Consider the following 20,936-nt stretch of genomic DNA (forward strand, 5'->3'; position numbering starts at 1 on the left):
CTGGCCCCGCGCGCCCTCCGGGGGGTTGGGGGGGGGTGGTTGGGGGGGGGGGGGGGGCCCGGCCGGGGGCCGGGGCCGGGCCCCCCCCCCCGGCCCCCCCCCCCCCCCCGGGGGGGCGGGCCCCGCCCGGCCGGTGCCGGGCGCCGGGGAGCCGGACGCGGCCGGATCAGCGTCCCTGGAGCGACTTCACGTTGTTGCCGAAGGTCCAGTTGCGCGAGCCGTCCCAGTTGATGGACCAGGTCATCAGGCCCTTGAGGGCGCCGCTGTAGCTGTTCCACGCCTGGGCGACCAGCGGCGGGGGCATATAGCCGCCGCCCGCGCCCGCCTGGGCCGGCAGGCCGGGCACCTGCTTGTCGTACGGGACCCGGATCGTGGTGCCCTGGATCACCAGGCCCTGGTTGAGGCAGTCGGTCTGGGCGCGGAACCCGGCGACCGTACCGGCCTGGTAGGAGTCGCCGGAGCAGCCGTAGAACGACCCGTTGTAGTACTGCATGTTGAGCCACCACAGGCGGCCGTTGTCCGCGTACTTCTTGATGATGGGCAGATACGCGCCCCAGATGGAGCCGTAGATCACGCTGCCGCCGGTCACATACGCGGTCTCGGGGGCCATCGTCAGGCCGAAGTTCGACGGCATCCGGGCCAGCACGCCGTCGATGATGCGGATGAGGTTGGACTGGGAGGCCGAGAGCTGGTTGATATTGCCGCTGCCGACCAGACCGGTCTCGATGTCGATGTCGATACCGTCGAAGTTGTACCGCTGGAGGATCGGTACGACGGTGGCGACGAACCGGTCCGCGACCGCCGTCGAGCTGAGGTCGATGCCCGCGGTCGCGCCGCCGATGGAGAGCAGGATGGTCAGCCCGTTCGCCTTGGCCGCGCACATCTCGGCCGGGGTGGCGACCTTCACCGTCCGGTCCATGCCGTCCTCCCACAGCACGGTCCCGTCCGAGAGGATCACGGGGAAGGCGGCGTTGATGACGTTGTAGCCGCTGGCGGTGATCCGGGAGTCGGTGATGGGGATCCAGCCGAGGGGCGGGTGGACGCCGTTGGAGGCGCCGTCCCAGTTCTCCCAGTAGCCGTGGAGGACCTTGCCCGCGGGCTTGGACTTCACGGCACACGTCTCGGCCGCGGCGCGCGGTGGTGCCGCGGCGGGGTCGGCGACGGGCCGGTCCGCGGCCCGGTCGGCGAGCTGCGAGGAGAGTTCGAGCGGTGCGGCGGGTGGTGCGGCGGCCTGCCCTGGGGAGGCGGAGGCCAGGAACAGCGGGACGGCGAGGGCCGCGGCGAGGCCTGCCCCGAGAAGCCGGGATCTACGTGCTGCCATGCGTGTTCCCTTCCTGTCTTCACAGGCTCCCGGTGGTCGCCGGCCCGGGGGCCGGCCGGCCGGAGGCGGGACGCGCGGGCGGGGAAGTGGGGGGACACCGGTGGGACACGCTCACCTCCTGGGACTGTGGGGGGCCTGGAGACGTACGTGGGGGTGATGCGCCACAACGTAAGTTGGTCCAGACCATCCGTCAAGAGGTCTGGACCAAAAGGGAGTTGACGGAGTCGGCGAGCGGGCCCCGTGCCCGCGCTCCGGGGTTACGGCAGATGGTGGAATTTCACCTCGGGGTCGGCCGGCCCGGGGCCCGCCAGCAGCGGCTGCGGCTTCCTCTTCAGATGAAGGTCGAAGAAGGCCGCGGCATAGGTGCGCACCACCGCCACGGCACGTCCGGCGGGCAGCGGCGCCCGCGGCAGCCCGAAATGATCTTCGATCAGCGGGAAGTCCGCGAACGCGCCGTGATCGGTACCTGCCACGGTCAGCCAGCGCTTCCAGCCGTCCAGCGTCGGCCACATCCGGTCCCATGAGGTGTCGATCCCACCGGGCCGGTGCACGTGGTCGTCGGTGCCCAACATCATGAACGGACGGCCGTCCAGCCCGGTGGGCGGCAGATCGTCCCAGAACGCCCCGTCCATATTGATCCCGGCCAGCACCCGGCGGTCGTGCACCATCGCGGTGGCCGCCGAGGCCCCGCCGATGGAGTGCCCGGCCATGCCGATCCGCTTGCGGTCGATCATCCCGGAGTGCCTCCACACCGGATGGCGGCCGGTGATCCGGTCGAGGACATAGGACACGTCCTTCGCCCGGGTCGCGGTGACCACCGAGTCGGGCACCCCGTCCACATCGAGTGCCGTACAGGCCTTGCAGGTCAGCAGGCGCCCGCCGGGGACGGAGAGCCCGAACGACTCGTAGGCGTGGTCGACGGAGACGGTCACATAGCCGCGGCTCGCCAGATCCTCCGCGAGCGCGGTCATCGTGTACCGGGGGACGCTGAACCCGGGGGAGACGACCACCAGCGGGAAGCGCCCCCGGGCGGGCCGGGCGCCCGGCCTGCTGTGGGTCCGGGTGGCGGCCAGCAGCTCCGCGGGCACCGCCGTATCGAAACCGATCCCCTTGAGCAGGGCGCGGGCCTCGTCCACGGTGCCGTACGCCGTGGTCCGGGCGCCGGGCGGGCCCGGCCGGGCCGCCGGATAGTGGACGGTCGCCATCAGCTCCCGGGCATCGGCGCCGGGCTCCCAGGGGTCCTTCCGCGAACGGTCGACGAGATGGTGGACGGAGCTGCCGACGGCGTACTGCCCGGTCGGCCGCGGCAGTTCGAGCGCGCTGGACCGGGGAGTGCCGGCGGCCGCCCCGGGGCCGGCCGGGGCCTCCGGCAAGGCTTGGGCCGGGGCCGTCACGGCGACGGGCAGGGCCAGGGCGCAGGCGAGGACGGCGATCACGGCCGTCCGGGTCGCTGAGATCATGCGAACGACCGTAGGGCGGTGCGGGGCACCCGGCGTCACCCTTCAGGAGGTGATCCGGACCCCCGGCCTCAGCCGCAAGGCGGGGAATGCGGTGCATCCGGCCGAAGGCCGCGCGTTTCGCGCCACCCGGGCGCCGCGGCCCGGACTCACCGGGACCGCGGACTCACCGGGACCGGTGACTCACCGGGACCGCGGACGGGCCTCCGGGGAGGGGCGGGACCAGCGGCCGCTCCTCCCCGGGGACGGCCCTACGGCTTGCGGGCCACTCCGCAGTAGGCGTCGACCGACTCGGCCGCCGCACCCTCCGCCGGGCGCCAGTCGGTCACCCGCACCACGCCCGGGTCCACCAGCTCCAGACCGTCGAAGAAGGCGGTGATCTCGGCGACGCTGCGCACGTAGTAGGGGACGGCGCCGCTCTTGTTGTACGCCTCCGACGCGGCGACCATCCCCGGACTGGTCGCCGTCGAGTCGCTGATCACCAGATGGCTGCCCGACGGCAGTCCCGCCATCAGCCCGGCCACCAGTTCCCTGGCCCGCCCGTGGTCGCCGACGTGCCCGAGCACATTGAGCAGCATCAGCGCCACCGGCCGGGACAGGTCGAGGGTCTCACCGGCCTGGTCGAGGATCCGGGCCGGGTTGTAGAGGTCGGCGTCGATGTACGAGGTACGGCCCTCGGGCGTGCTGGTGAGCAGCGCCCGGGCGTGGGCGAGCACCAGCGGGTCGTTGTCGACGTAGACGATCCGGGCGTCCGGAGCGGTGCGCTGGGCGACCTCGTGGGTGTTGTCCGCGGTCGGCAGACCGGTGCCGATGTCGAGGAAGTCACGGATGCCCTGCTCGGCCGCGAGATAGCGCACCGCGCGCCCCAGGAAGAGCCGGCTGGTGCGGGCCACGTCCACCAGCCCCGGGAAGATCTCCTTGATCTCGTCGCCGATCTCCCGGTCGACCTCGTAGTTGTCCTTGCCGCCCACGAAGTAGTTCCAGAAGCGCGCCGAATGCGGCTTGCCCGTGTCGATCCGCGAGCGGATGTCGTCGGCGGACGCGGGCCGGGGATCGGATTCGGACATCAGAGCGCCTCCTCGGGCTGGCCAAAACCTTTGCTTGATCAGTGAATCATGAACGTGATCATCAGGGGAGACCGTGGAGCGCCCGAGGTGGAACGGGCGGCGGACCGCGGCGGGCCTCCGCGCCGCACCGGGAGGCACCACCGGGTTCCGGCCGGTTCGGGCCGGTGCGGCCGGCGTCATAAGGGCCTCTGTCGAGCAGGGCTCCCGTACGAGATATCTTGATGTCAAGCAATGTTGCAGACGTGGAGTGGAGCGGAGCACCCGGTGACTGACTCGACCATCATCTACACGCACACCGACGAGGCCCCGGCCTTGGCGACGTATTCCTTCCTGCCCGTGATCGAGGCGTACGCCTCGACCGCCGGAGTCGCCGTCGAGAGTCGTGATATCTCGCTGGCCGGGCGGATCATCGCCTCCTTCCCGGAGCACCTGGAGGAGGGGCAGCGTATCGACGACGCCCTCGCGGAGCTGGGCGAGCTGGCGAAGACCCCCGGCGCCAACATCATCAAGCTGCCGAACGTCTCGGCGTCCATCCCGCAGCTCAAGGCCGCGATCGCCGAGCTCCAGGGCCAGGGCTACGCGCTGCCGGGCTACCCGGACGACCCGAAGACCGACGAGGAGCGCGAGGTCCGCGCCCGCTACGACAAGATCAAGGGCAGCGCCGTCAACCCCGTGCTGCGCGAGGGCAACTCCGACCGCCGCGCCCCGGCGTCCGTGAAGAACTACGCCAAGGCCCACCCGCACCGGATGGGCGCCTGGTCCACGGACTCGAAGACCAACGTCGCCCATATGACCGCCGACGACTTCCGCTCCACCGAGCGGTCCGCCGTCGTCGCGGACGCCGGTGACCTGCGGATCGAGCTGGTCGCCGAGGACGGCACCACCACCGTGCTGCGCGAGGCCGTCCCCGTGCTCGCCGGCGAGATCGTCGACGCCTCCGTGATGCGCGTCGCCGCGCTGCGGGAGTTCCTGGCGGCCCAGGTCGCCCGCGCCAAGGCCGAGGGCGTGCTGTTCTCCCTCCACCTCAAGGCCACGATGATGAAGGTCTCCGACCCCATCGTCTTCGGCCACGCGGTCCGCGCCTTCTTCCCGAAGACCTTCGCCGAGCACGGCGCCGCGCTCGCCGCCGCCGGCCTCAGCCCCAACGACGGCCTCGGGGGCATCCTCAAGGGTCTGGAGACCCTGCCCGGCGGTGACGCGATCAAGGCGTCCTTCGACGCCGAGCTGGCCGAGGGCCCCGCCCTGGCGATGGTCGACTCCGACCGCGGCATCACCAACCTGCACGTGCCCAGCGATGTCATCGTCGACGCCTCCATGCCCGCGATGATCCGTACCTCCGGCCATATGTGGGGCCCCGACGGCCGCGAGGCCGACACCCTCGCCGTCCTCCCGGACAGCAGCTACGCCGGTATCTACCAGGTCGCCATCGAGGACTGCCGCGCCCACGGCGCCTACGACCCGGCCACCATGGGCTCCGTGCCGAACGTCGGTCTGATGGCCCAGAAGGCCGAGGAGTACGGCAGCCACGACAAGACCTTCGAAATCGCCGCCGCGGGCACCGTCCGCGTGGTCGACGCCTCCGGCACCGCCGTGCTGGAGCAGCAGGTTGCCCCCGGCGACATCTTCCGCATGTGCCAGACCAAGGACCTGCCGGTCCAGGACTGGGTGAAGCTCGCCGTCAGCCGCGCCCGCGCCACCGGCGACCCGGCCGTCTTCTGGCTGGACGAGACCCGCGCCCACGACGCGCAGCTCATCGAGAAGGTCAAGGCGTACCTCCCGGAGCACGACACCGACGGCCTCGTCATCGAGATCAAGGCCCCGGTCGACGCCATCCGCTTCTCCCTGGAGCGGATCCGCCGCGGCGAGAACACCATCTCCGTCACCGGCAACGTCCTGCGCGACTACCTGACGGACCTGTTCCCGATCCTGGAGCTGGGCACCAGCGCCAAGATGCTCTCCGTGGTCCCGCTGATGGCGGGCGGCGGCCTGTTCGAGACCGGCGCCGGCGGCTCCGCGCCCAAGCACGTCCAGCAGCTCGTCAAGGAGAACTACCTCCGCTGGGACAGCCTGGGCGAGTTCCTCGCGCTGGCCGTCAGCTTCGAGCACCTGGCGGCCACCACGGGCAACGCCCGCGCCAAGGTGCTGGGCGAGACCCTCGACCGCGCCACCGGCACCTTCCTCAACGAGGACAAGTCGCCGACCCGCCGCCTCGGCGGAATCGACAACCGCGGCAGCCACTTCTACCTGGCCCTCTACTGGGCCCAGGAGCTGGCCGCGCAGACCGACGACGTCCGGCTGGCCGAGGCGTTCGCGGCGCTCGCCAAGACGCTGACCGAGCAGGAGGAGGCCATCGTTGCCGAGCTGATCGCGGTCCAGGGCACGGCGGTCGACATCGGCGGCTACTACCAGCCCGACCCGGCGAAGGCCGCGGCCGTGATGCGCCCGTCCGCCACGTTCAACCAGGCGATCGCCTCCCTGGGCTGATCCCGCAGGCCCGGCCCGCAGGCCCGGCCCGCAGGCCCGGCCCGGTACCCCCTCCGCCCCGTCCGGCACCTCCGCCGGGCGGGGCGGAGCCCGTGGTACGGCACCCCGCGTCCGTACCGGCCCGGGAGCCGGGGGCGCCGGGCCCGCTCAGCCGGCGGCCGAGGGCATCGGCGAAGGCGTCACGGGCGGCGGGACCGGGTACGGGGGAGGACGTTCCGCCTGGTCTGCGGGGGTGAGCTGGTGTCACCCCGGCAGGCTGGGCGGAACCCCAGAAAACTGGGATGGGAACGCCCGAAGTGCGCACCTACTTTGGTATCCGTGCGGGCGGCCCCTTCCGGCAGCTGACGGACCGCCCCCGGGCGGGCCCGCGCATCACGGGGGGCATGTCCGCCCCGGCCGTACCGCAGGGGTCCCGGAGAATCGGGAGACTCCGGGACCCGCGGTACGGCCCGGGGCGTCCGGCCCTACGGACTGCCTCCCCCGGCTCCGCCGGAGGTTCCGCGTCCATCGCTGTCGCTGTCGCCGCCGGTCCGGTTCCGGCGGGACCGGTGCCGTGACTGCCACCACGCACCCATGGCCACCGACGCCAGCGCCAGCGCCATCGTCACCACCGGCCAGTGGGAGTGTTCGATCCGTACCCCCACCACCAGCACGATCACCGTCAGCACCGCCGGCAGCAGCATCGACACCACGGCCTTGGCGTACGCGGCGGTCAGCCCGGGTGCCGTCCGGCCGGCGTGGCGCGGGGCCGGTTCGCTGAAGTAGAACAGCGCGGCACGGTCCGCGAGCCGCCCCGTCGCCCAGTGGTAGCTGAGCGCCATATACGGCAGCCACACCAGCGGTGCCACCAGACCCACGGCGAACACCGCCGTCACCAGCAGGACCTTCGCCACCGCCACGGCCGTGGCGCGCAGCCTGCCGCGGTCCGGTCTCCGGGACCCGGGTGGGGAGACCAGCCCCAGGAGCCTGGCCATCCGGACGGTGACGGCCCGCAGCGCCGCGGGCCGCAGCAGCGCCCGGCGCGGAACCGTACGCTCCGCAAGGTCCCGGTCCAGGGAGACCAGGGCCCTCCGCGCGGCGCCGGTGTCCGGATGCACCCCCATCAGCACCAGCAGTTCGGCCGCCCGCTCGGGCGAGGTCGGGTCACGGCCGTCGAGCCCGGCGAGTTCGAGGACGGTACGGGCCTGATTGAGCAGCGCCGCGCAGAACGCCACCGGCACCAGCAGCAGAAACGGCCCGCCGACGAAGGCGCCCTCCGCGACCGTGTTCCGCCGCCCCCGGGCCACGACCAGGGCCCGCAGCTCCGCGGGCCCGGCATCCGGATGCTGCTCCCGCACCCGGGCCACCGCCCGGTCCGCCGCGGGCCCCATATGGCGCAGCGCGAACCAGGCGAGGTGCTCGGGCAGATGCTCCGGATCGGCGAGTCCGGCGCGCAGCAGGGAACGCGGCAGCCCCGGTCCGGGCCCGGCACCGGTCCGCGGCTCAGCCATCGGGCACCTCGCCGCGGCCCCCGGCGGCCCGCGGGTCCGCTGCGGTCATGGGGCCTCCGGTCCGTCCGCCGCGAGGAGAGTGGGGGTGCGGGTCCCAGTCAACGACGGACGGGTACGGGACGCATCCCGAACACGCCGCGGGGCCGCCCGGACGGGCCGGGCGGCCCCGCGCCCCGGTACGTCAGTGGCCACCGCCCGAGGTGACGTCGAGCCGCTTGGTGAAGGCGCCGCCGCCGTCCACCGACTCGTACACCCCGTCCTGTGTCGCCACGACCAGCCTCCGGGCGTCGACCGCGGTGAGTGCCTGCGGCCCGCCGCCGGGCGCGGTGCCGGTCGGCCGCCAGGTCTTCCCGCCGTCGGCGCTGACACTGACCTTCCCGGCCGGGTCGACGCCGTACAGCGACTTCTCGTCGGCCCAGTCGAGGAAGGCCATCACGGTTCCGCTCCCGGCCGTGAACGTCTTCCCGCCGTCGGTGCTGCGGGAGATCCCGGATTCGGTGGTGGCCAGCACAGTGCCGGGGTCGGCCGGGCTGACGGCGATATCGAGCGCCTTCAGAGGGCTCCGCTTCTCCCAGTCGGTGCCGTCCTTGCTGACCCGCAGCAGACCGTTGGTGCTGTCGTAGCCGTAGATGGTGTCGTGGGCGTGGTCGAGGGAGTGGAAGTCGACCTCGCCGGTCAGAGAGCGGTCCCGCCAGCTGCGGCCGGTGTCCGTGCTTTCGATCAGTCCGAGGTTGGCGGGGGCGTCCCGGCCGGGCGCGGGGTGGCCGCTGGCGAGGAAGGTGCCGCCCTTGCCGAGGGCGAAGCCCATGAAGTCGTCCTTGCGGTCGCCGACGAGCAGGGGGCGGCCCCCGGCGCCGGGCGTGTAGATGCCGTTGTGGGTGGCGACGTACAGCTTGCCGTCGCCGGGGTGCACCTCGACCCCGTGGATATGGCTGATGGCGGACGGGCCCTGCCCGTCCTTGCCCTGCCCGTCCGCACCGGAACAGGCGGTGAGGGTGAGCGCGAGGACGGCGCCGACGGCGGACAGGGCGGCGGTGTGCTTGTTCATGGGGTCCTGATCTGGGAGTGAGGGGGGAGAGGAGAGGCGGGCGGGCCGGGTGCCGGGCCCGGCGGCCCGGCACCCGGCCTGTCTCAGAGCCGCTTCAGGATCTTCGTGAAGGCGTCGATCTCGGCCTGCTGGGCCCGGATCACCTCACCGGCCAGTGCCTTCGCCGTCGCGTTGCGGCCGTTCTTCCGCTCGTCCTCGGCCATGGTGATCGCACCCTTGTGGTGCTCGATCATGAGCTGGGCGAACTTCCGGTCGAAGTCCGTGCCCTTCGCCGCCTTGAGGGCGGCCATCTCGGCCTCCGACATCATTCCGGCCATTCCGGTCGAATCGCCGGATGATCCGGAGCCGTGGTCCATTCCCGGCATGGAGCCGCCCGACTCGGGTTTGCCCCAGGCCTTGAGCCAGGACTTCATCGTGCGGATCTCGGGGTCCTGGGCGCCGGAGATCACCCGGGCGAGCTTGATGATCTCGGTGTCCTGTGCCCGGCCGTCGGCCAGCGCGGACATCTCCAGCGCCTGCTGGTGGTGGGGGATCATCGCCTGGGCGAACGTCACGTCGGTGTCGTTGAAGGCGCCGGGCGCCGGGCCGGCGCCGCCGGCCGGGGCGGCGGACGCCGAAGCGGAGTCCTTCGCGCCGTGGTCCATGCCGCTCATATCGTCGTCCTTGCCGCAGGCGGCGAGGAGCAGGCCCGCCGCGAGGACGGCGGAGACGGCGGCGGTACGGCGGACGGCCCGGCGCCGCGGACGGCCGCCCGGGCCGGACGCGGAACCGGCCCCGGACGGGGCGGGGGTACGGGTGTGGTCGAAGCCCTGCATGTCACAACCTCGTGCTGTCTGTTCGATGCTGCGGTGGTGTCCGTACGGGCCGTGGGGGCTCCGCACGCGGCGTCTGCGGGCACGGCGAAGCGGCCCGCGGCGGGGACGGCCTAAAGACGCAGGATCGACAGGGAGGCGAGATCGGGGGCGCGCGGCGGCGGGCCGCGGCGGGGTGCGACGAGGAGGCCGCGCAGCCTCACCGGCCGTTCGGTACGGCGGCCGAGGGCCGCCCGCAGGAGCGCGGCGAGCAGCACGCCGCCCAGAACGGCGACGCAGAGGGCGAGCATGTCCATCGACATGCCCGGGTCGGGTTCGGTGGAGCCGCCGTGGCCGCTGTGCGGCCGGTCGGGCGCGGCGGCCCGGTCCGGCTCCGCGACGGAGGGACCGTGGACCGGGGCCGCCACGGCGGCCGTTGCGTCCGCCCGGGACGTAGCCGAGCCGCTGTCCGGATGGCCCACTGTGTGCATGGCGAACACGCCCAGCGCGAGCACGACCAGCAGCAGATGCCCCCAGGCACCCGCAGCCCTGATCGCCCTGCCCGCACTCACCACGTCCACCTCCGGCCCCGACGATACCGAAGGCCGTCCCCGACTGCCGCCGCCCCCCACTTTCTACTAAGCTTCTTCGCATTGCCGGTGGAAGGGTGGAGGAGAGGACGATGGGCGTACGGGCCTGGGCGCCACGGCAGTGGCTGGTTGCGGCGGTGGTCGCGGTGATCGCCGCGGCCGTCGTCGGGGTGCCGACCGGTGTCGTCCCCTCCCCGCTGTACGCGCGGATGACGCCGGTGCTCTGGTGGAACTACCCGGTGTGGATCGTGAGTTCCGTCCTGATGGGCCTGCTGGCCGCCACCTACGCCGCCGGGCCGGGCCGGGCCCGGAAGGGCGCCGGGGCGCGGGAGGGCGCCGGGGCGCGGGAGGCGTCCGGTGCGGATCCCGCCCGGACCGGGCCGCGGGGCGCCCGCGCGATCGCGGCGGGCGCGCTGTCGGTGTTCGCCGTCGGCTGCCCGGTCTGCAACCAACTGGTCGTCCTGGCGCTCGGGACGAGCGGCGCGATGTCCTACTGGGCCCCGGCGCAGCCGGTGCTGGCGGTCGCCTCGGTCGCCCTGCTCGCGCATGCGCTGGTCGGACGGCTGCGCACCGCGGACGCCTGCCCGGTGCCCGCCGGTCCCGCGCCCGCCCCGCCCCCGGCCGCGGATGCCGCGGACGGCACCGCGGACGGCGGGACGGACACCCCGGGGGCCGCCGGTACGACGACTACGATGAGCAGCCACTGAGGACGGGGACGGGGGCGTCGGTGCCGCCGGCGAGAGGAGCGGGCGTGCGACAGTTGGGTGATCTGGAGGCGGAGATCATGGACCGCCTCTGGAACTGGGGTCGTCCGGCCACCGCCCGCGAGGTGCGCGACGATCTCAACCGCAAGCGGCCCATCGCGTACAGCACCGTCAAGACGGTCGCCGACATCCTCTTCACCAAGGGCATGCTGGAGCGCGAGAAGGAGGGCCGGGCCTGGGTCTACCGGGCCACCTGTACCCGCCAGCAGTACACGGCCGCCCGGATGCAGGACGCGCTGGACGGCAATCCCGACCCGGCCGGTGTGCTGCTGAGCTTCGTGGAACAGATCTCCGCCGACGAGGTGCAGGCGCTGCGCTCCGCGCTGCGCGCCGCCAAACGGCGGAGCGGTTCGTGACGACGGGCCTCGCCCTGGCGGCGTACGCCGTCCTGGTCGGCGCCGTCCTGCCCTACGCGCTCTCCGGCGCCCGCTGGACCCATCGCGCCCCCACCGCGGCCGTGCTGGCCTGGCAGGGGCTGAGCCTCACCTTCGTCGTCGCCGTGGCCCTCGCCGTCTACCATCTCGTCCTCGCCGAACAGCACGTCCACGAGGGAATCGCCGGGCTGCTCGGCACCTGCGGGCCGGCCGCCGGCGCGCCGCCCGGTGCCGTCCCGGCCGGTGCCGCGGACATCGGGCTGCTGCTGGCGCCCGCCGCGATCGTGCTGCTGCCGCTCGGCTGGCTGGCCGCCACCTCCTGGCAGGCCCGGCGCGAACGGCAGCGCCACGCCGGACTGCTCGCCGTGATCGGCGCCGAGGCGGCGGACCACGGGGCGACGGTCGTCGAGCACGACGCGCCCGCGGTCTACTGTCTGCCCGGACGCGAACGCCGCGTCGTCGTCACCCGGGGCGCGCTGGACCTCCTGACCGAGGAGCAGCTGCGCGCCGTACTCGCCCATGAGCAGGCCCATCTCCGGGGCCGCCACCATCTGCCGCAGATCGCGGCGAAGGCCTTCGCGCGGGCCTTTCCCGGGCTCCCGCTGGCCCGCCTGGCACAGGAACAGACCGCGCTGCTGCTGGAGATGATCGCGGACGACCGGGCGCTGCGCTCCCACTCCCGCGATGCCCTGGCGACCGCCATGTGCGAGGTCGCGGCGGGCCGCGCGCCGCGTTCCGCGCTGGGCGCCGGAGGCACCGGCGCCCTGATCCGGCTGCGCCGCATCCTCACCCCGGAGGCCCGCCCGCGCCGGGTGACCCGGGCCGGGGTCCTCCTCGCCTCCGCGGCGGCCCCGCTCCTGCCGCTGCTGGTGGCCTGCTGACGGCGGCGGGGGATCCCCGCCGGGCCCTTGTGTCCACGCCGGGTGAGCGGCGGCCCGCTGCGGCGCGGTCCCGACGGTCCCCGGTCCGGGAGCCCTCCCGCTTCCTGTTGGCCGGGCACGGGGCAGTGCGGCCCGGGAGGGCTCCCGGTGGCGAGGTGCCATCGCGAGCATATCGTTAATCCGCTTAGTGCTATAGCTGAGGGGGTGGCCGCGGAGGCGTATCACCACATCTCCACATCGTGCGCGGTCATCGCGCCACAACGGCGGCCGAGTCGTGCGGCGCCGGGCCGGGAAACCGCGGCCCGCGGTTTCAGTGGGCCGCGACGACCGCCCAGACCACCGAACCCGGGCCGTGGTCCCGGCGCCGCATCCCCCAGTCCTTCGACAGGCACTCCACCAACTGGAGCCCCCGCCCGCACTCTTCCTCCGGGGACGGCCGGCGGGACCTGATCAGGGAGTGCGATCCACCCCGGTCCTCCACCTCTATGCGGACCGCGCCCTCCTCCAGCCGGACCCGGCACCGGAACTGGATTCCGGCGGAGTGCCGGACGGCGTTGGTCGCCAACTCGCTGATCAGCAAGGTCACGGAGTGCCGCACATCGTCGCAGTGGACCCGGCTGTCGAGGTACGTCTCGGTGAGCCGCCGGGCGATGGAGACCGAGCGGTGATCCGCCGGGAGGTCGAACAAACACGTACGGACGGTGCTGTCGTCCGGCTGCTGCCGGGGAGGGAGGTCGGCGGCGATCGTCACGGGCAGTCCTATCGGTGGGGGCACGCCCGGCCCGAGCGGTGACCGGAAGGGACGGGCGGGCGCCGGTTGCCGTGGCGCGGTGCCTTCGCGCGCACTCGCGAAGGGGTCAGAGGGACCGCCGGGTGCCGGGCCCCGGTTGTGGTCGAGAACCGGGGCGTCGCCGCGCCTCGTGCACAGCGGCCGGTCTGCCGCGTGAGCCGAGTCACTGCGCCAACTATGTACCGGGTCAGGAAAGTTGGCAAGAACACTCTGCACGGTGCACTGTCGTGTGTGTGTCCTGTGCAGGCTCCTGGACGCATGGCACACTGCTGTGGATGATCCGGTGTTCGAAAGGGGCCCCGTACCGTGAGTGAGCCGAGATCAGCGCCCACGGTTCTGCAGATGGTCCTGGGCAGGCGTCTGCTGCAACTGCGCCAGGCCGCGGGCCTGTCGGCGCAGGACGTGGGCAAACGGCTGCGTCAGTCCCACACCACCATCACCCGCATGGAGCGGGCCGAGGTCACCTTGAAGTGGCTGACCGTGAAGGCGCTGCTGGAGATGTACGGCGTCGGGGAGGACGAGACGGCGGAGTTCCTGGAGCTGACGGATCAGGCCAATGTCTCCGGCTGGTGGCAGGGTTACCGCGATGTGCTGCCCAACTGGTTCGGTGTCCACGTCAGTCTGGAGAGCGGCGCGACACAGGTCCGCTCGTACGAACCCCATGTGGTGCCGGGCCTGCTCCAGACCCCGGAGTACGCGCGGTGCGTCCTGAGCCTCGGACTGCCCCGGGTCACCACCGAGGTGGTGGAGCGCCAGATCGCCCTCCGCCGGGAGAGGCAGACGCTCCTGACCAGAGCGGAACCCGAACCGCCGCATTTCTGGGCCGTGGTCGACGAAACGGTTCTGCGCCGTCCGGTCGGACCGCCGGACGTCATGCGCGGCCAGGTCGAGCATCTGCTCGCGGTGGCCCATCTGCCCTCCGTGACCTTCCAGATCGCCCCCTTCCGGGCCGGACTGCACCCCGGGGGCTTCGGCCCTTTCTCGGTCTTCAGGTTCGAGATTCCCGAACTGCCGGACGTCGTCGGCATCGACAGCCTCAGCCGCGCGACGTACAGCGAGGACCCCGCCGAGGTCGCCCTCTACCGGGAGGCCCTCGACCAGATGAGCACGTACGCACTGTCGAGAAAGGACACGCTGCGCCTCCTCGACGTCATTCGCAAGGAGCTTGACCCATGAGCCACGTCAGCCACGCGGACCTCACGCTGGGAACCTCAGCGTGGACCAAGCCCTGGAGCGGCAGCAACGGGGGCAACTGCGTCGAGGTGAAGCAGCTGGGGAACGGATATGTGGCGGTACGGCAGTCCCAGGACCCCGACGGACCGGCACTGATCTTCACCGCGCAGGACATCGCCGAGGTGGTACGCGGCGCGAAGGCCGGCGAGGCGGACTTCCTGCTCTCCTGAGCCGGCCCGGGCCGAGGCCCGGCCCCGGGCCCGTACGGATGCGCGGCGTACGGCCCGGGGCACCGGGCGACGGCGCGCCGCCACGGGCCCGGTGTGCCGTATGCGGCTTCGCGGACACGGGATCCACCGGCACCGCGGCACCGGCACGAACCGGGTGCGAGCGGTTCCGGAAGCAGTACGGGTACCGGTACGGAACGACCGGTACCGGAACACCAGCACGGGTACGGAACGACCAGCGGAGGACACCTTCATGACCGACCCCGGGGACGACTACACCGCCATCGACACGGCGAAGGCCCATTCGGCCCGGATCTACGACTACATCCTGGGCGGCAAGGACCACTATCCCGTGGACGCCGCCGCGGCCGAGCAGGTACTGAAGGTCCTTCCGGGGGCCCGTCAGGCGGCCCACGCCAACCGGGGCTTCATGCGCCGCGCCGCCCGGCTGCTGGCCCGCAGGGGACTGCGCCAGTTCCTCGACATCGGTACGGGCATCCCGACCCGGCCCAATCTGCACCAGGTCGTCCAGGAGGTGGTCCCCGACGCGCGGATCGCCTACGTGGACTACGATCCGGTCGTGCTGCGCCATGCGGAGGCCCTGCTGCGCGGTACACCCGCCGGGCGCACCGAATACCTCCAGGCCGATGTCCGGGAGCCGGAGAAGATACTGGCCGGGGCGCGCGAGGTGCTCGACTTCGACGAGCCCGTGGTGGTGTCGACGATCGCCCTGCTCCACTTCGTCGGCGACGACGCCGATCCCCGCGGCCTGCTGGAGACGCTGCTGGAGCCGCTGGCCCCGGGCAGTGCCCTGATGCTCTCGCACGGTACGGCGGATTTCGACCCCGCCACCATGGCGGGCATCGTGGAGATCTACCGCGCCAACGGGGTGCTGCTGCGGATGCGGTCGCACGCCGAGATCGGTGAACTGGTCGCGGGGCTCGACCTGCTGGAGCCGGGCCTGGTGCCGCTGGAGAAGTGGCCGCACGAGCCCGAGGAAGAGGCCCTCGACACGGCGGGTACCCCGGTCTACACCTGCGTGGGGTTCAAACGCTGACCCCGGAGCGCGCCGCGGCCCGCCGCCGCGGCGCGCCTTCCGGTCCGTGCCCGGCCCGTGGTGCTCCGACCGCTGCTGTCCCGGCGCGCCCCGCGGCCCGGGACCGCTGCCGCTTCGCCGTCTACGCCCGGCTGCCGAGCACCCAGTCGAAGGCCGCCCGCGCGGTGAACTCCTGCCGGCCGCCCGCGTACAGCAGATCCGCCGCCGCGAACGCCGGGTCGTCCGCGGTCGCCGCCACGTACGGGATCGCGATGCACCGCATCCCGGCGGCGCGGGCAGCGGCGGCCCCGGGCGGCGCGTCCTCCAGCACCACGCAGTCGCCGGGGACCGCCCCCAACCGCCGTGCCGCCTCCAGGAACACATCCGGTGCCGGCTTGCCCCGCGGGACCTCGTCCGCCGAGACGACCGTCGGGAAGAACACGTCGAGTCCGGTGCCGGAGAGCACCGCCGCGATGCTCTCCGGCGACGACCCCGAGGCCACGGCCATCGGCACCCCCCGCTCCCGCAGCAGCTCCACGAACTCCCGCATCTGCGGGAAGACCGCCGTCGACGCCCGGGCCAGCTCCAGATAGTGCCGGTTCTTGCCCGCGAGCAGTTCGTCGAGGGATGCGGAAAGCCCGTGCTCCTCGCGTAGCGCCGCCAGGGTGTCGCGGGTGCTGATGCCGATGAAATCGGTGTGCCGCTCCCAGTCGAAGTCCGTGACGCCGTACTCGGCGAGCAGCCGCCGTCCCGCCTCGTAGTAGTTGGGCTCGCTGTCCACCAGCGTGCCGTCCAGGTCGAAGATCACCGACGGGGTACGTGTAAGGCTCATGCACCCAGCATGCCAGTGCGTCCGCCCTTCCGCGGAACGATTTCCCCGCCCGCCCCGGCGGCCCTGTGCATCCCGTACGGCGCGAGGGCGGGCGCCCGGCGACGGCCGCGCGCCCCGGGCGTACCCCGCGCCACCGCCCCGCCGTACGCCGGTGACCAGCAGCCGGGCATCCGTACCCGTCGTCCGGGGGAAAACCGGTCGCCGCCCGGGGGATAGCCGGACCCCGTTGCCGGGTAGCCACTGCGGAATCCGCCGGGACCACTGTCTCCTGCGGTGAACCGGGCACGGACCCTTGTACAGACACTTGGTCTAGACCGCTGCTACCGTCTGCCCCGGCAGCCGGTGATGAGCCGACCGACAGTGATCAGCGTGGGAGGAAGCGCCGTGGGCGACAGCAGGGCCGGACGGGCATTCATCGGATCGTTCACCTCGGCGGGCGGGCGGGGCGTTATCGCCGCGGACGTCGACGCCGAGACCGGTGCGCTGACCGAGACCGGATCCAGCGACGCGATCGCCGACCCCTCCTATCTGGCCCTCGGCCAGGCGGCCGGCGGCCCGGTGCTGTACGCGGTCTCCGAGACCGCGGAGGGCGCCGTGGCGGCCTTCGACATCCTGGGCGCGGCGCCGAAGGCGCTGGGCGGGCCGGTCCCGGTCTGCGGCGCCGGGCCCACCCATCTCACGGCCGCCGCCGGCCATCTGCTGACCGCGAACTACGGCTCCGGCAGTGTCAGTGTGCTGCCGGTCGGCGACGACGGCCGCCCCGCCGCCGTCAGCGGCGTCCTCCAGTACGACGGCACCGGCCCCGACCCCGACCGCCAGCGCGGCCCCCACGCCCACCAGATCCTGCCCGACCCCGGGGGCCGCTGGGTCCTGGACGTCGACCTCGGCACCGACTCGGTGCACGTCTGCGCCCTCGACCGCACCTCGGGCGAGCTGGTGGAGCACGGTACGACCGCTCTGCGCCCCGGCACCGGACCCCGCCACCTGGCCTTCCACCCGGCGGGAACCCACGCCTACGTCCTCAACGAGCTGGAGCCCACGCTCACCGTCTGCCGCTGGGACGGGGAGACGGGCGTCCTCGAAGCGGTGGGCGAGGTCCCCGTACTGCCGGAGGGCACCGAAGGGCGCTCCTACCCCTCCGAGGTCGTGGTGGCGCCCGGCGGGGACCGGCTCTGGGTCGCCAACCGCGGCCACGACAGCATCTCCGTACTGGACATCGGCCCCGACCGGGAGCGGCTCCGGCTGGTCACCACCGTGCCCTGCGGCGGAAACTGGCCGCGCGATCTGGCCCTCGACCCCACCGGGCGGCGGCTCTACGCCGCCAATGAACGCTCCGGCGACGTCACCTGGTTCGACCTCGACCCGGAGACGGGTGTACCACGGCGGGCGGGCTCCCTGGACGCCCCCGCGGCCTCCTGCATCGTCTTCGCCTGAACAGCGCCCGGGACGGCCCCGGAACGGACGGCCGGGACACGCCGACGGCCCTCGGGCCCGCAAGCGCCGGCCGCCGGTACGGAACGCCGGCGCGCCGGGCGCCGGAGGCGGCGCCGGGCCCCGGCGCGCCGCACGGTCCGGACCCCGGGACGCAACACACCCGGGCCCGGACCGCCCGTGGTTCAGCGGACCGGAGCACCCTGCGGCGCGGGCGTGATGCCGAGGGTGGTGGTGTACTGCGACAGCACCAGCTTGCCGATCGCCGGGTACGCGCCCAGCCCCTCGGCCGCGGGAGCGCCCGCCTCCTTCAGACCGGCGTCCAGCAGTCCGTCGGGCAGTTCGGGGCCGATCAGATACGGGGCCAGGGCGAGCTGCGTCGAACCGGAACCGCGCAGCTGCTCCGCGACCGCGGCGACCGAACCCTCCTGGTCGAGCGCGGCGGCCATCACGGGCACCGCGAGCCGGGCGGCCAGCAGCATGCCGGTGATCCCGGCGGCGCGTACCGCCTCGTCACCCCCCACGGTGGCGAGGACGATGCCGTCGGCGGCCGTGGCCACCGTGAACAGCCGGGCCCGGTCGGCGCGGGCCAGCCCCGCCTCGGAGAGCCGTACGTGCACGGCCTCGGCCAGCAGCGGATGCGGACCCAGCACATCGGCCAGGCCCACCGGTACCGCGCTCCGTTCGACCGCTGCCCGGATCCGCCCCATCAGGACCGCGTCGGGGCCCACCAGCAGCGGTACCACCACGGCCGCCGGACCCTCGGGCTCCGCGACCTCGCGGCCCGCGGCCCGCGCGAACTCGTACCGCTCGGCACGGACCGCAGCGACCCCGGCGAGCACCGTCGCCAGATCCGGGCCGCCGATGTCCGAAGCCTCCGGGGCGGGCGTGTCGGCGGGCTCTCCGGTCTCGTTCGCGACCGGCCCGTCCGCGGCCTCGTCGCCGGCGGTCGTCTCCGCGGATCCGGCGTCGCCCAGGGGCTCCCCGGGGGCGTGGCCGTCGAGGTAGCCGATGCCGACATCGAGGCCGGGGAGTTCGGAACGGGCGATGCTTATGATCTCTTCGGCCAGCGCCCTGACCGCGGGCGTCGGGGCACCGGGTACGGCGAGCACCAGCGCGGGCGCGCCTTCGGGAGCCGCCACGGGCTCCGGGCGGCGGTGCCGACCGGACTGGCGGGGACGCGGCATTCGTACAGGCAGGCCGGGTGCGGGCCCAGTGGGGGAGCTCATGGCGCCGCATGCTACTGGTTTTACCCCCGGGCCTGTTCGGGGAGGGGGGTGTCAGACGTCATCTGTCCGTATTTATCCGATGAGTTTGGCGCGTCTCGTCTGTCCCGGTCTGTCGCCTCGGGGTCCCCGTGTTCCCCGTGTTCCCCGGGTGTCCCGCACCGGGGCGAGCGGACGGCTGCCCCGGTCCGTACACTCCTCCGGGCGTGCCGCACAGGTGTGCGGACGCGCCGGACGGCCGGGCCCGCTCCGGCGTGCCGTCACACCCCGCCGTCCGCCCCGGTGAGGTACAGCATCGCCGGATCGCCCGGGAGTTGCAGCGAACCGGTGGCCAGGGCGGCGGCGATCGCCAGGGCACCCGACAGCGGATCGCCCGCGGGCGGTACCAGCCGGGCCCGTGGCAGACGGTCCGTCAGCTCAGCGTGCAGGGGTACGAGGAGGGGGTCCCCGATCCGCAACAGCCCGCCCGTCAGTGCGATCACCGCATCCCGGCCCGTCTCCCGGGGGCATACCGCCTCCGCGGCGTCGGCGATCCGGCGCGCCGCCTCCGCGAGGATCCCGGCCGCCACCGCGTCGCCCTCCGCCGCGCACCGGGCGACCTCGGGGGCGAACGACGCCAGCACCGCCGGGCGGTCCGTCCGCGGGTACAACCGCCCCGGAAGCCCGGCGGGCGGACCGAACGCGCGCTCCGCCGCGGCCAGCAGCGCCGTGGAGCCGTCCCGCCGCCCGTCATGGGCCCGGAGTGCGGCCTCCAGCCCGGCGCGGCCCAGCCATGCCCCGCCGCCGCAGTCGCCCAGCAGATGACCCCAGCCGTCGGCGCGCCGCCACTCCGTCAGATCCGTGCCGACCGCGACCATCCCGGTGCCCGCGGCGACGACCGCCCCCGGCCGCTGCCCGAGCGCACCGGCGTAGGCGGTCACGGCGTCGGCGGCGAGCGCCAGACCACGGATCCCGAGGGCCGCTTCGAGCGCGCCGGGCAGCTCCGCCCGCAACTGCCCGCCGAGCGTGGCCATGCCCGCGGCCCCCACCGCGACCGCGGCCACCGGCCGGATGCCGCCCGTACCGCCACGGCCCAGGAGTCCGTGGACCATCGGCAGCAACTGCTCCAGCAGCTGCCGGGCGTCGATCCCCGCCTCCCCGGTGCGCACCGGGGTACGGGACACGACGGTCTCCGCCGGGCCCGGGCCCCGGTCCGTCACCTCCGCCAGGGCCACCCGCAGCCCCGAGCCGCCGGAGTCGACCCCGACGACCCAGGACCCGGCGGCGCAGGTCACGGCAGCTTCCACTCGACCGGAGTCGACCCCTGCTGCTCCAGCAGCTCGTTGGCCCGGCTGAACGGCCGGGAGCCGAAGAAGCCCCGGTCCGCCGACATGGGGGAGGGATGCGCCGACTCGATGGCCGGCAGGCTGCCGAGCAGCGGGCGCAGATTGCGCGCGTCCCGCCCCCACAGGATCGACACCAGCGGCTTGCCCCGGTCCACCAGGGCCCGGATCGCCTGTTCGGTGACCTCTTCCCAGCCCTTCCCGCGATGCGCGGCCGGCTTGCGGGGCGCGGTGGTCAGCGACCGGTTCAGCAGCAGCACGCCCTGCTCCGCCCACGGGGTGAGATCGCCGTTCGACGGCCGGGGATGGCCCAGGTCCTGGTGCATCTCCCAGAAGATGTTGTCCAGGCTCTTGGGTACCGGCTGGACGTCCGGCGCCACGGAGAAGCTCAGCCCCACCGCGTGCCCCGGGGTCGGATAGGGGTCCTGGCCGACGATCAGGACGCGTACATCGTCGAAGGGCTGCTGGAAGGCCCGCAGGACATGCGCGCCCGCCGGGAGGTACGTTCTTCCCTCGGCGACCTCCGTCCGCAGGAAGTCCCCCATCGCGGCGATACGGTCCGCCACCGGCTCCAGGGCCTTGGCCCAGCCCGGTTCCACAATTTCGTTCAAAGGCCGTCGTGCAGTCACGGT

20 protein-coding genes are annotated in these 20,936 nt (G+C 73.4%); 8 read left to right on the forward strand and 12 right to left on the reverse strand.

Features of this window, described 5'->3' with window-relative positions; translation table 11 throughout:
• Positions 1 to 166 precede the first annotated feature (166 nt).
• The 3 genes from ACIQ9E_RS27175 to ACIQ9E_RS27185 form a co-directional block, all read right to left on the reverse strand.
• Positions 167 to 1,321, reverse strand: a complete 1,155-nt coding sequence (locus ACIQ9E_RS27175) for a chitinase (RefSeq protein WP_403711391.1) — start codon at positions 1,319 to 1,321, stop codon at positions 167 to 169.
• Positions 1,322 to 1,578: 257 nt separating this feature from the next.
• Positions 1,579 to 2,781, reverse strand: a complete 1,203-nt coding sequence (locus ACIQ9E_RS27180; RefSeq protein WP_403711393.1) for an alpha/beta hydrolase family protein — start codon at positions 2,779 to 2,781, stop codon at positions 1,579 to 1,581.
• Positions 2,782 to 3,029: 248 nt separating this feature from the next.
• A complete protein-coding gene (locus ACIQ9E_RS27185; RefSeq protein ID WP_403711395.1) occupies positions 3,030 to 3,845 on the reverse strand; it encodes an SAM-dependent methyltransferase in 816 nt (271 codons plus the stop codon).
• 264 nt (positions 3,846 to 4,109) lie between these two features.
• Between ACIQ9E_RS27185 and ACIQ9E_RS27190 the strand changes: the two genes are divergently transcribed.
• A complete protein-coding gene (locus ACIQ9E_RS27190) occupies positions 4,110 to 6,329 on the forward strand; it encodes an NADP-dependent isocitrate dehydrogenase (RefSeq protein WP_403711397.1) in 2,220 nt (739 codons plus the stop codon).
• A 464-nt stretch (positions 6,330 to 6,793) separates the two neighbouring features.
• Here ACIQ9E_RS27190 and ACIQ9E_RS27195 read toward each other — a convergent pair whose 3' ends face one another.
• The 4 genes from ACIQ9E_RS27195 to ACIQ9E_RS27210 form a co-directional block, all read right to left on the reverse strand.
• Positions 6,794 to 7,819 carry a hypothetical protein gene (locus tag ACIQ9E_RS27195; protein WP_403711399.1) on the reverse strand — a complete coding sequence of 342 codons (1,026 nt, stop codon included), beginning with the start codon at positions 7,817 to 7,819 and terminating at the stop codon, positions 6,794 to 6,796.
• Between the two features lie 181 nt (positions 7,820 to 8,000).
• On the reverse strand, positions 8,001 to 8,867 hold the full coding sequence (locus ACIQ9E_RS27200) for a F510_1955 family glycosylhydrolase (protein WP_403711401.1): 867 nt from the start codon (positions 8,865 to 8,867) through the stop codon (positions 8,001 to 8,003).
• A gap of 83 nt (positions 8,868 to 8,950) precedes the next feature.
• Positions 8,951 to 9,682 (reverse strand): DUF305 domain-containing protein, encoded by a 732-nt coding sequence (locus tag ACIQ9E_RS27205; RefSeq protein WP_403711403.1) that lies wholly within the window; start codon positions 9,680 to 9,682, stop codon positions 8,951 to 8,953.
• Positions 9,683 to 9,792: 110 nt separating this feature from the next.
• Positions 9,793 to 10,230 carry a DUF6153 family protein gene (locus ACIQ9E_RS27210; protein WP_403711405.1) on the reverse strand — a complete coding sequence of 146 codons (438 nt, stop codon included), beginning with the start codon at positions 10,228 to 10,230 and terminating at the stop codon, positions 9,793 to 9,795.
• Positions 10,231 to 10,340: 110 nt separating this feature from the next.
• Between ACIQ9E_RS27210 and ACIQ9E_RS27215 the strand changes: the two genes are divergently transcribed.
• Genes ACIQ9E_RS27215 through ACIQ9E_RS27225 form a run of 3 tightly spaced genes read left to right on the forward strand, consistent with a single transcriptional unit; the run spans position 10,341 to position 12,267 of the window.
• The gene (locus ACIQ9E_RS27215) at positions 10,341 to 10,955 is read left to right on the forward strand and encodes a hypothetical protein (protein WP_403711407.1); all 615 of its coding nucleotides are present in this window, start codon (positions 10,341 to 10,343) and stop codon (positions 10,953 to 10,955) included.
• Positions 10,956 to 10,999: 44 nt separating this feature from the next.
• Positions 11,000 to 11,368, forward strand: a complete 369-nt coding sequence (locus ACIQ9E_RS27220) for a BlaI/MecI/CopY family transcriptional regulator (protein ID WP_403711409.1) — start codon at positions 11,000 to 11,002, stop codon at positions 11,366 to 11,368.
• Positions 11,365 to 12,267 carry a M56 family metallopeptidase gene (locus tag ACIQ9E_RS27225; protein WP_403711411.1) on the forward strand — a complete coding sequence of 301 codons (903 nt, stop codon included), beginning with the start codon at positions 11,365 to 11,367 and terminating at the stop codon, positions 12,265 to 12,267. The genes ACIQ9E_RS27220 and ACIQ9E_RS27225 overlap by 4 nt, the downstream gene beginning before the upstream one ends.
• A 310-nt stretch (positions 12,268 to 12,577) precedes the next feature.
• On the opposite strand, the gene ACIQ9E_RS27230 is transcribed toward ACIQ9E_RS27225, so the two are convergent.
• Positions 12,578 to 13,018 carry an ATP-binding protein gene (locus ACIQ9E_RS27230; protein WP_403711413.1) on the reverse strand — a complete coding sequence of 147 codons (441 nt, stop codon included), beginning with the start codon at positions 13,016 to 13,018 and terminating at the stop codon, positions 12,578 to 12,580.
• A 381-nt stretch (positions 13,019 to 13,399) separates the two neighbouring features.
• Between ACIQ9E_RS27230 and ACIQ9E_RS27235 the strand changes: the two genes are divergently transcribed.
• The 3 genes from ACIQ9E_RS27235 to ACIQ9E_RS27245 all read left to right on the forward strand — a co-directional run bounded on the left by ACIQ9E_RS27235 (position 13,400) and on the right by ACIQ9E_RS27245 (position 15,514).
• Positions 13,400 to 14,233 carry a helix-turn-helix domain-containing protein gene (locus ACIQ9E_RS27235; RefSeq protein WP_403711415.1) on the forward strand — a complete coding sequence of 278 codons (834 nt, stop codon included), beginning with the start codon at positions 13,400 to 13,402 and terminating at the stop codon, positions 14,231 to 14,233.
• On the forward strand, positions 14,230 to 14,460 hold the full coding sequence (locus tag ACIQ9E_RS27240) for a DUF397 domain-containing protein (protein ID WP_403711417.1): 231 nt from the start codon (positions 14,230 to 14,232) through the stop codon (positions 14,458 to 14,460). The genes ACIQ9E_RS27235 and ACIQ9E_RS27240 overlap by 4 nt, the downstream gene beginning before the upstream one ends.
• A gap of 250 nt (positions 14,461 to 14,710) precedes the next feature.
• On the forward strand, positions 14,711 to 15,514 hold the full coding sequence (locus ACIQ9E_RS27245) for an SAM-dependent methyltransferase (RefSeq protein ID WP_403711419.1): 804 nt from the start codon (positions 14,711 to 14,713) through the stop codon (positions 15,512 to 15,514).
• A gap of 121 nt (positions 15,515 to 15,635) precedes the next feature.
• On the opposite strand, the gene ACIQ9E_RS27250 is transcribed toward ACIQ9E_RS27245, so the two are convergent.
• On the reverse strand, positions 15,636 to 16,325 hold the full coding sequence (locus ACIQ9E_RS27250) for an HAD family hydrolase (RefSeq protein ID WP_403711421.1): 690 nt from the start codon (positions 16,323 to 16,325) through the stop codon (positions 15,636 to 15,638).
• 384 nt (positions 16,326 to 16,709) lie between these two features.
• On the opposite strand from ACIQ9E_RS27250, the gene ACIQ9E_RS27255 reads away from it, so the two are divergent.
• Entirely contained in the window at positions 16,710 to 17,759 is a 1,050-nt protein-coding gene (locus ACIQ9E_RS27255; RefSeq protein ID WP_403711423.1) for a lactonase family protein, read from the forward strand.
• Positions 17,760 to 17,941: 182 nt separating this feature from the next.
• On the opposite strand, the gene ACIQ9E_RS27260 is transcribed toward ACIQ9E_RS27255, so the two are convergent.
• From ACIQ9E_RS27260 to ACIQ9E_RS27270, 3 genes are all read right to left on the reverse strand, one after another.
• Positions 17,942 to 18,985, reverse strand: coding sequence for a sirohydrochlorin chelatase (locus tag ACIQ9E_RS27260; RefSeq protein ID WP_403711426.1), 1,044 nt, complete (start codon positions 18,983 to 18,985; stop codon positions 17,942 to 17,944).
• Between the two features lie 257 nt (positions 18,986 to 19,242).
• A complete protein-coding gene (locus ACIQ9E_RS27265) occupies positions 19,243 to 20,256 on the reverse strand; it encodes an N-acetylglucosamine kinase (protein WP_403711428.1) in 1,014 nt (337 codons plus the stop codon).
• Entirely contained in the window at positions 20,253 to 20,915 is a 663-nt protein-coding gene (locus ACIQ9E_RS27270) for a uracil-DNA glycosylase (RefSeq protein WP_403711430.1), read from the reverse strand. The genes ACIQ9E_RS27265 and ACIQ9E_RS27270 overlap by 4 nt, the downstream gene beginning before the upstream one ends.
• Between the last annotated feature and the right edge of the window lie 21 nt (positions 20,916 to 20,936).

Origin of the sequence: Streptomyces sp. NPDC094448 (assembly GCF_044763775.1) — a bacterium.
Classification (GTDB): Bacteria; Actinomycetota; Actinomycetes; order Streptomycetales; family Streptomycetaceae; genus Streptomyces.

Excerpts from the sequence above, each read along its gene's own strand:
- ACIQ9E_RS27175 (WP_403711391.1), bottom strand. The coding sequence starts at position 1,321 with ATGGCAGCACGTAGATCCCGGCTTCTCGGGGCAGGCCTCGCCGCGGCC.
- ACIQ9E_RS27180 (WP_403711393.1), bottom strand. The coding sequence starts at position 2,781 with ATGATCTCAGCGACCCGGACGGCCGTGATCGCCGTCCTCGCCTGCGCC.
- ACIQ9E_RS27185 (WP_403711395.1), bottom strand. The coding sequence starts at position 3,845 with ATGTCCGAATCCGATCCCCGGCCCGCGTCCGCCGACGACATCCGCTCG.
- ACIQ9E_RS27195 (WP_403711399.1), bottom strand. The coding sequence starts at position 7,819 with ATGGCTGAGCCGCGGACCGGTGCCGGGCCCGGACCGGGGCTGCCGCGT.
- ACIQ9E_RS27200 (WP_403711401.1), bottom strand. The coding sequence starts at position 8,867 with ATGAACAAGCACACCGCCGCCCTGTCCGCCGTCGGCGCCGTCCTCGCG.
- ACIQ9E_RS27205 (WP_403711403.1), bottom strand. The coding sequence starts at position 9,682 with ATGCAGGGCTTCGACCACACCCGTACCCCCGCCCCGTCCGGGGCCGGT.
- ACIQ9E_RS27215 (WP_403711407.1), top strand. The coding sequence starts at position 10,341 with ATGGGCGTACGGGCCTGGGCGCCACGGCAGTGGCTGGTTGCGGCGGTG.
- ACIQ9E_RS27235 (WP_403711415.1), top strand. The coding sequence starts at position 13,400 with ATGGTCCTGGGCAGGCGTCTGCTGCAACTGCGCCAGGCCGCGGGCCTG.
- ACIQ9E_RS27240 (WP_403711417.1), top strand. The coding sequence starts at position 14,230 with ATGAGCCACGTCAGCCACGCGGACCTCACGCTGGGAACCTCAGCGTGG.
- ACIQ9E_RS27245 (WP_403711419.1), top strand. The coding sequence starts at position 14,711 with ATGACCGACCCCGGGGACGACTACACCGCCATCGACACGGCGAAGGCC.
- ACIQ9E_RS27250 (WP_403711421.1), bottom strand. The coding sequence starts at position 16,325 with ATGAGCCTTACACGTACCCCGTCGGTGATCTTCGACCTGGACGGCACG.
- ACIQ9E_RS27260 (WP_403711426.1), bottom strand. The coding sequence starts at position 18,985 with ATGAGCTCCCCCACTGGGCCCGCACCCGGCCTGCCTGTACGAATGCCG.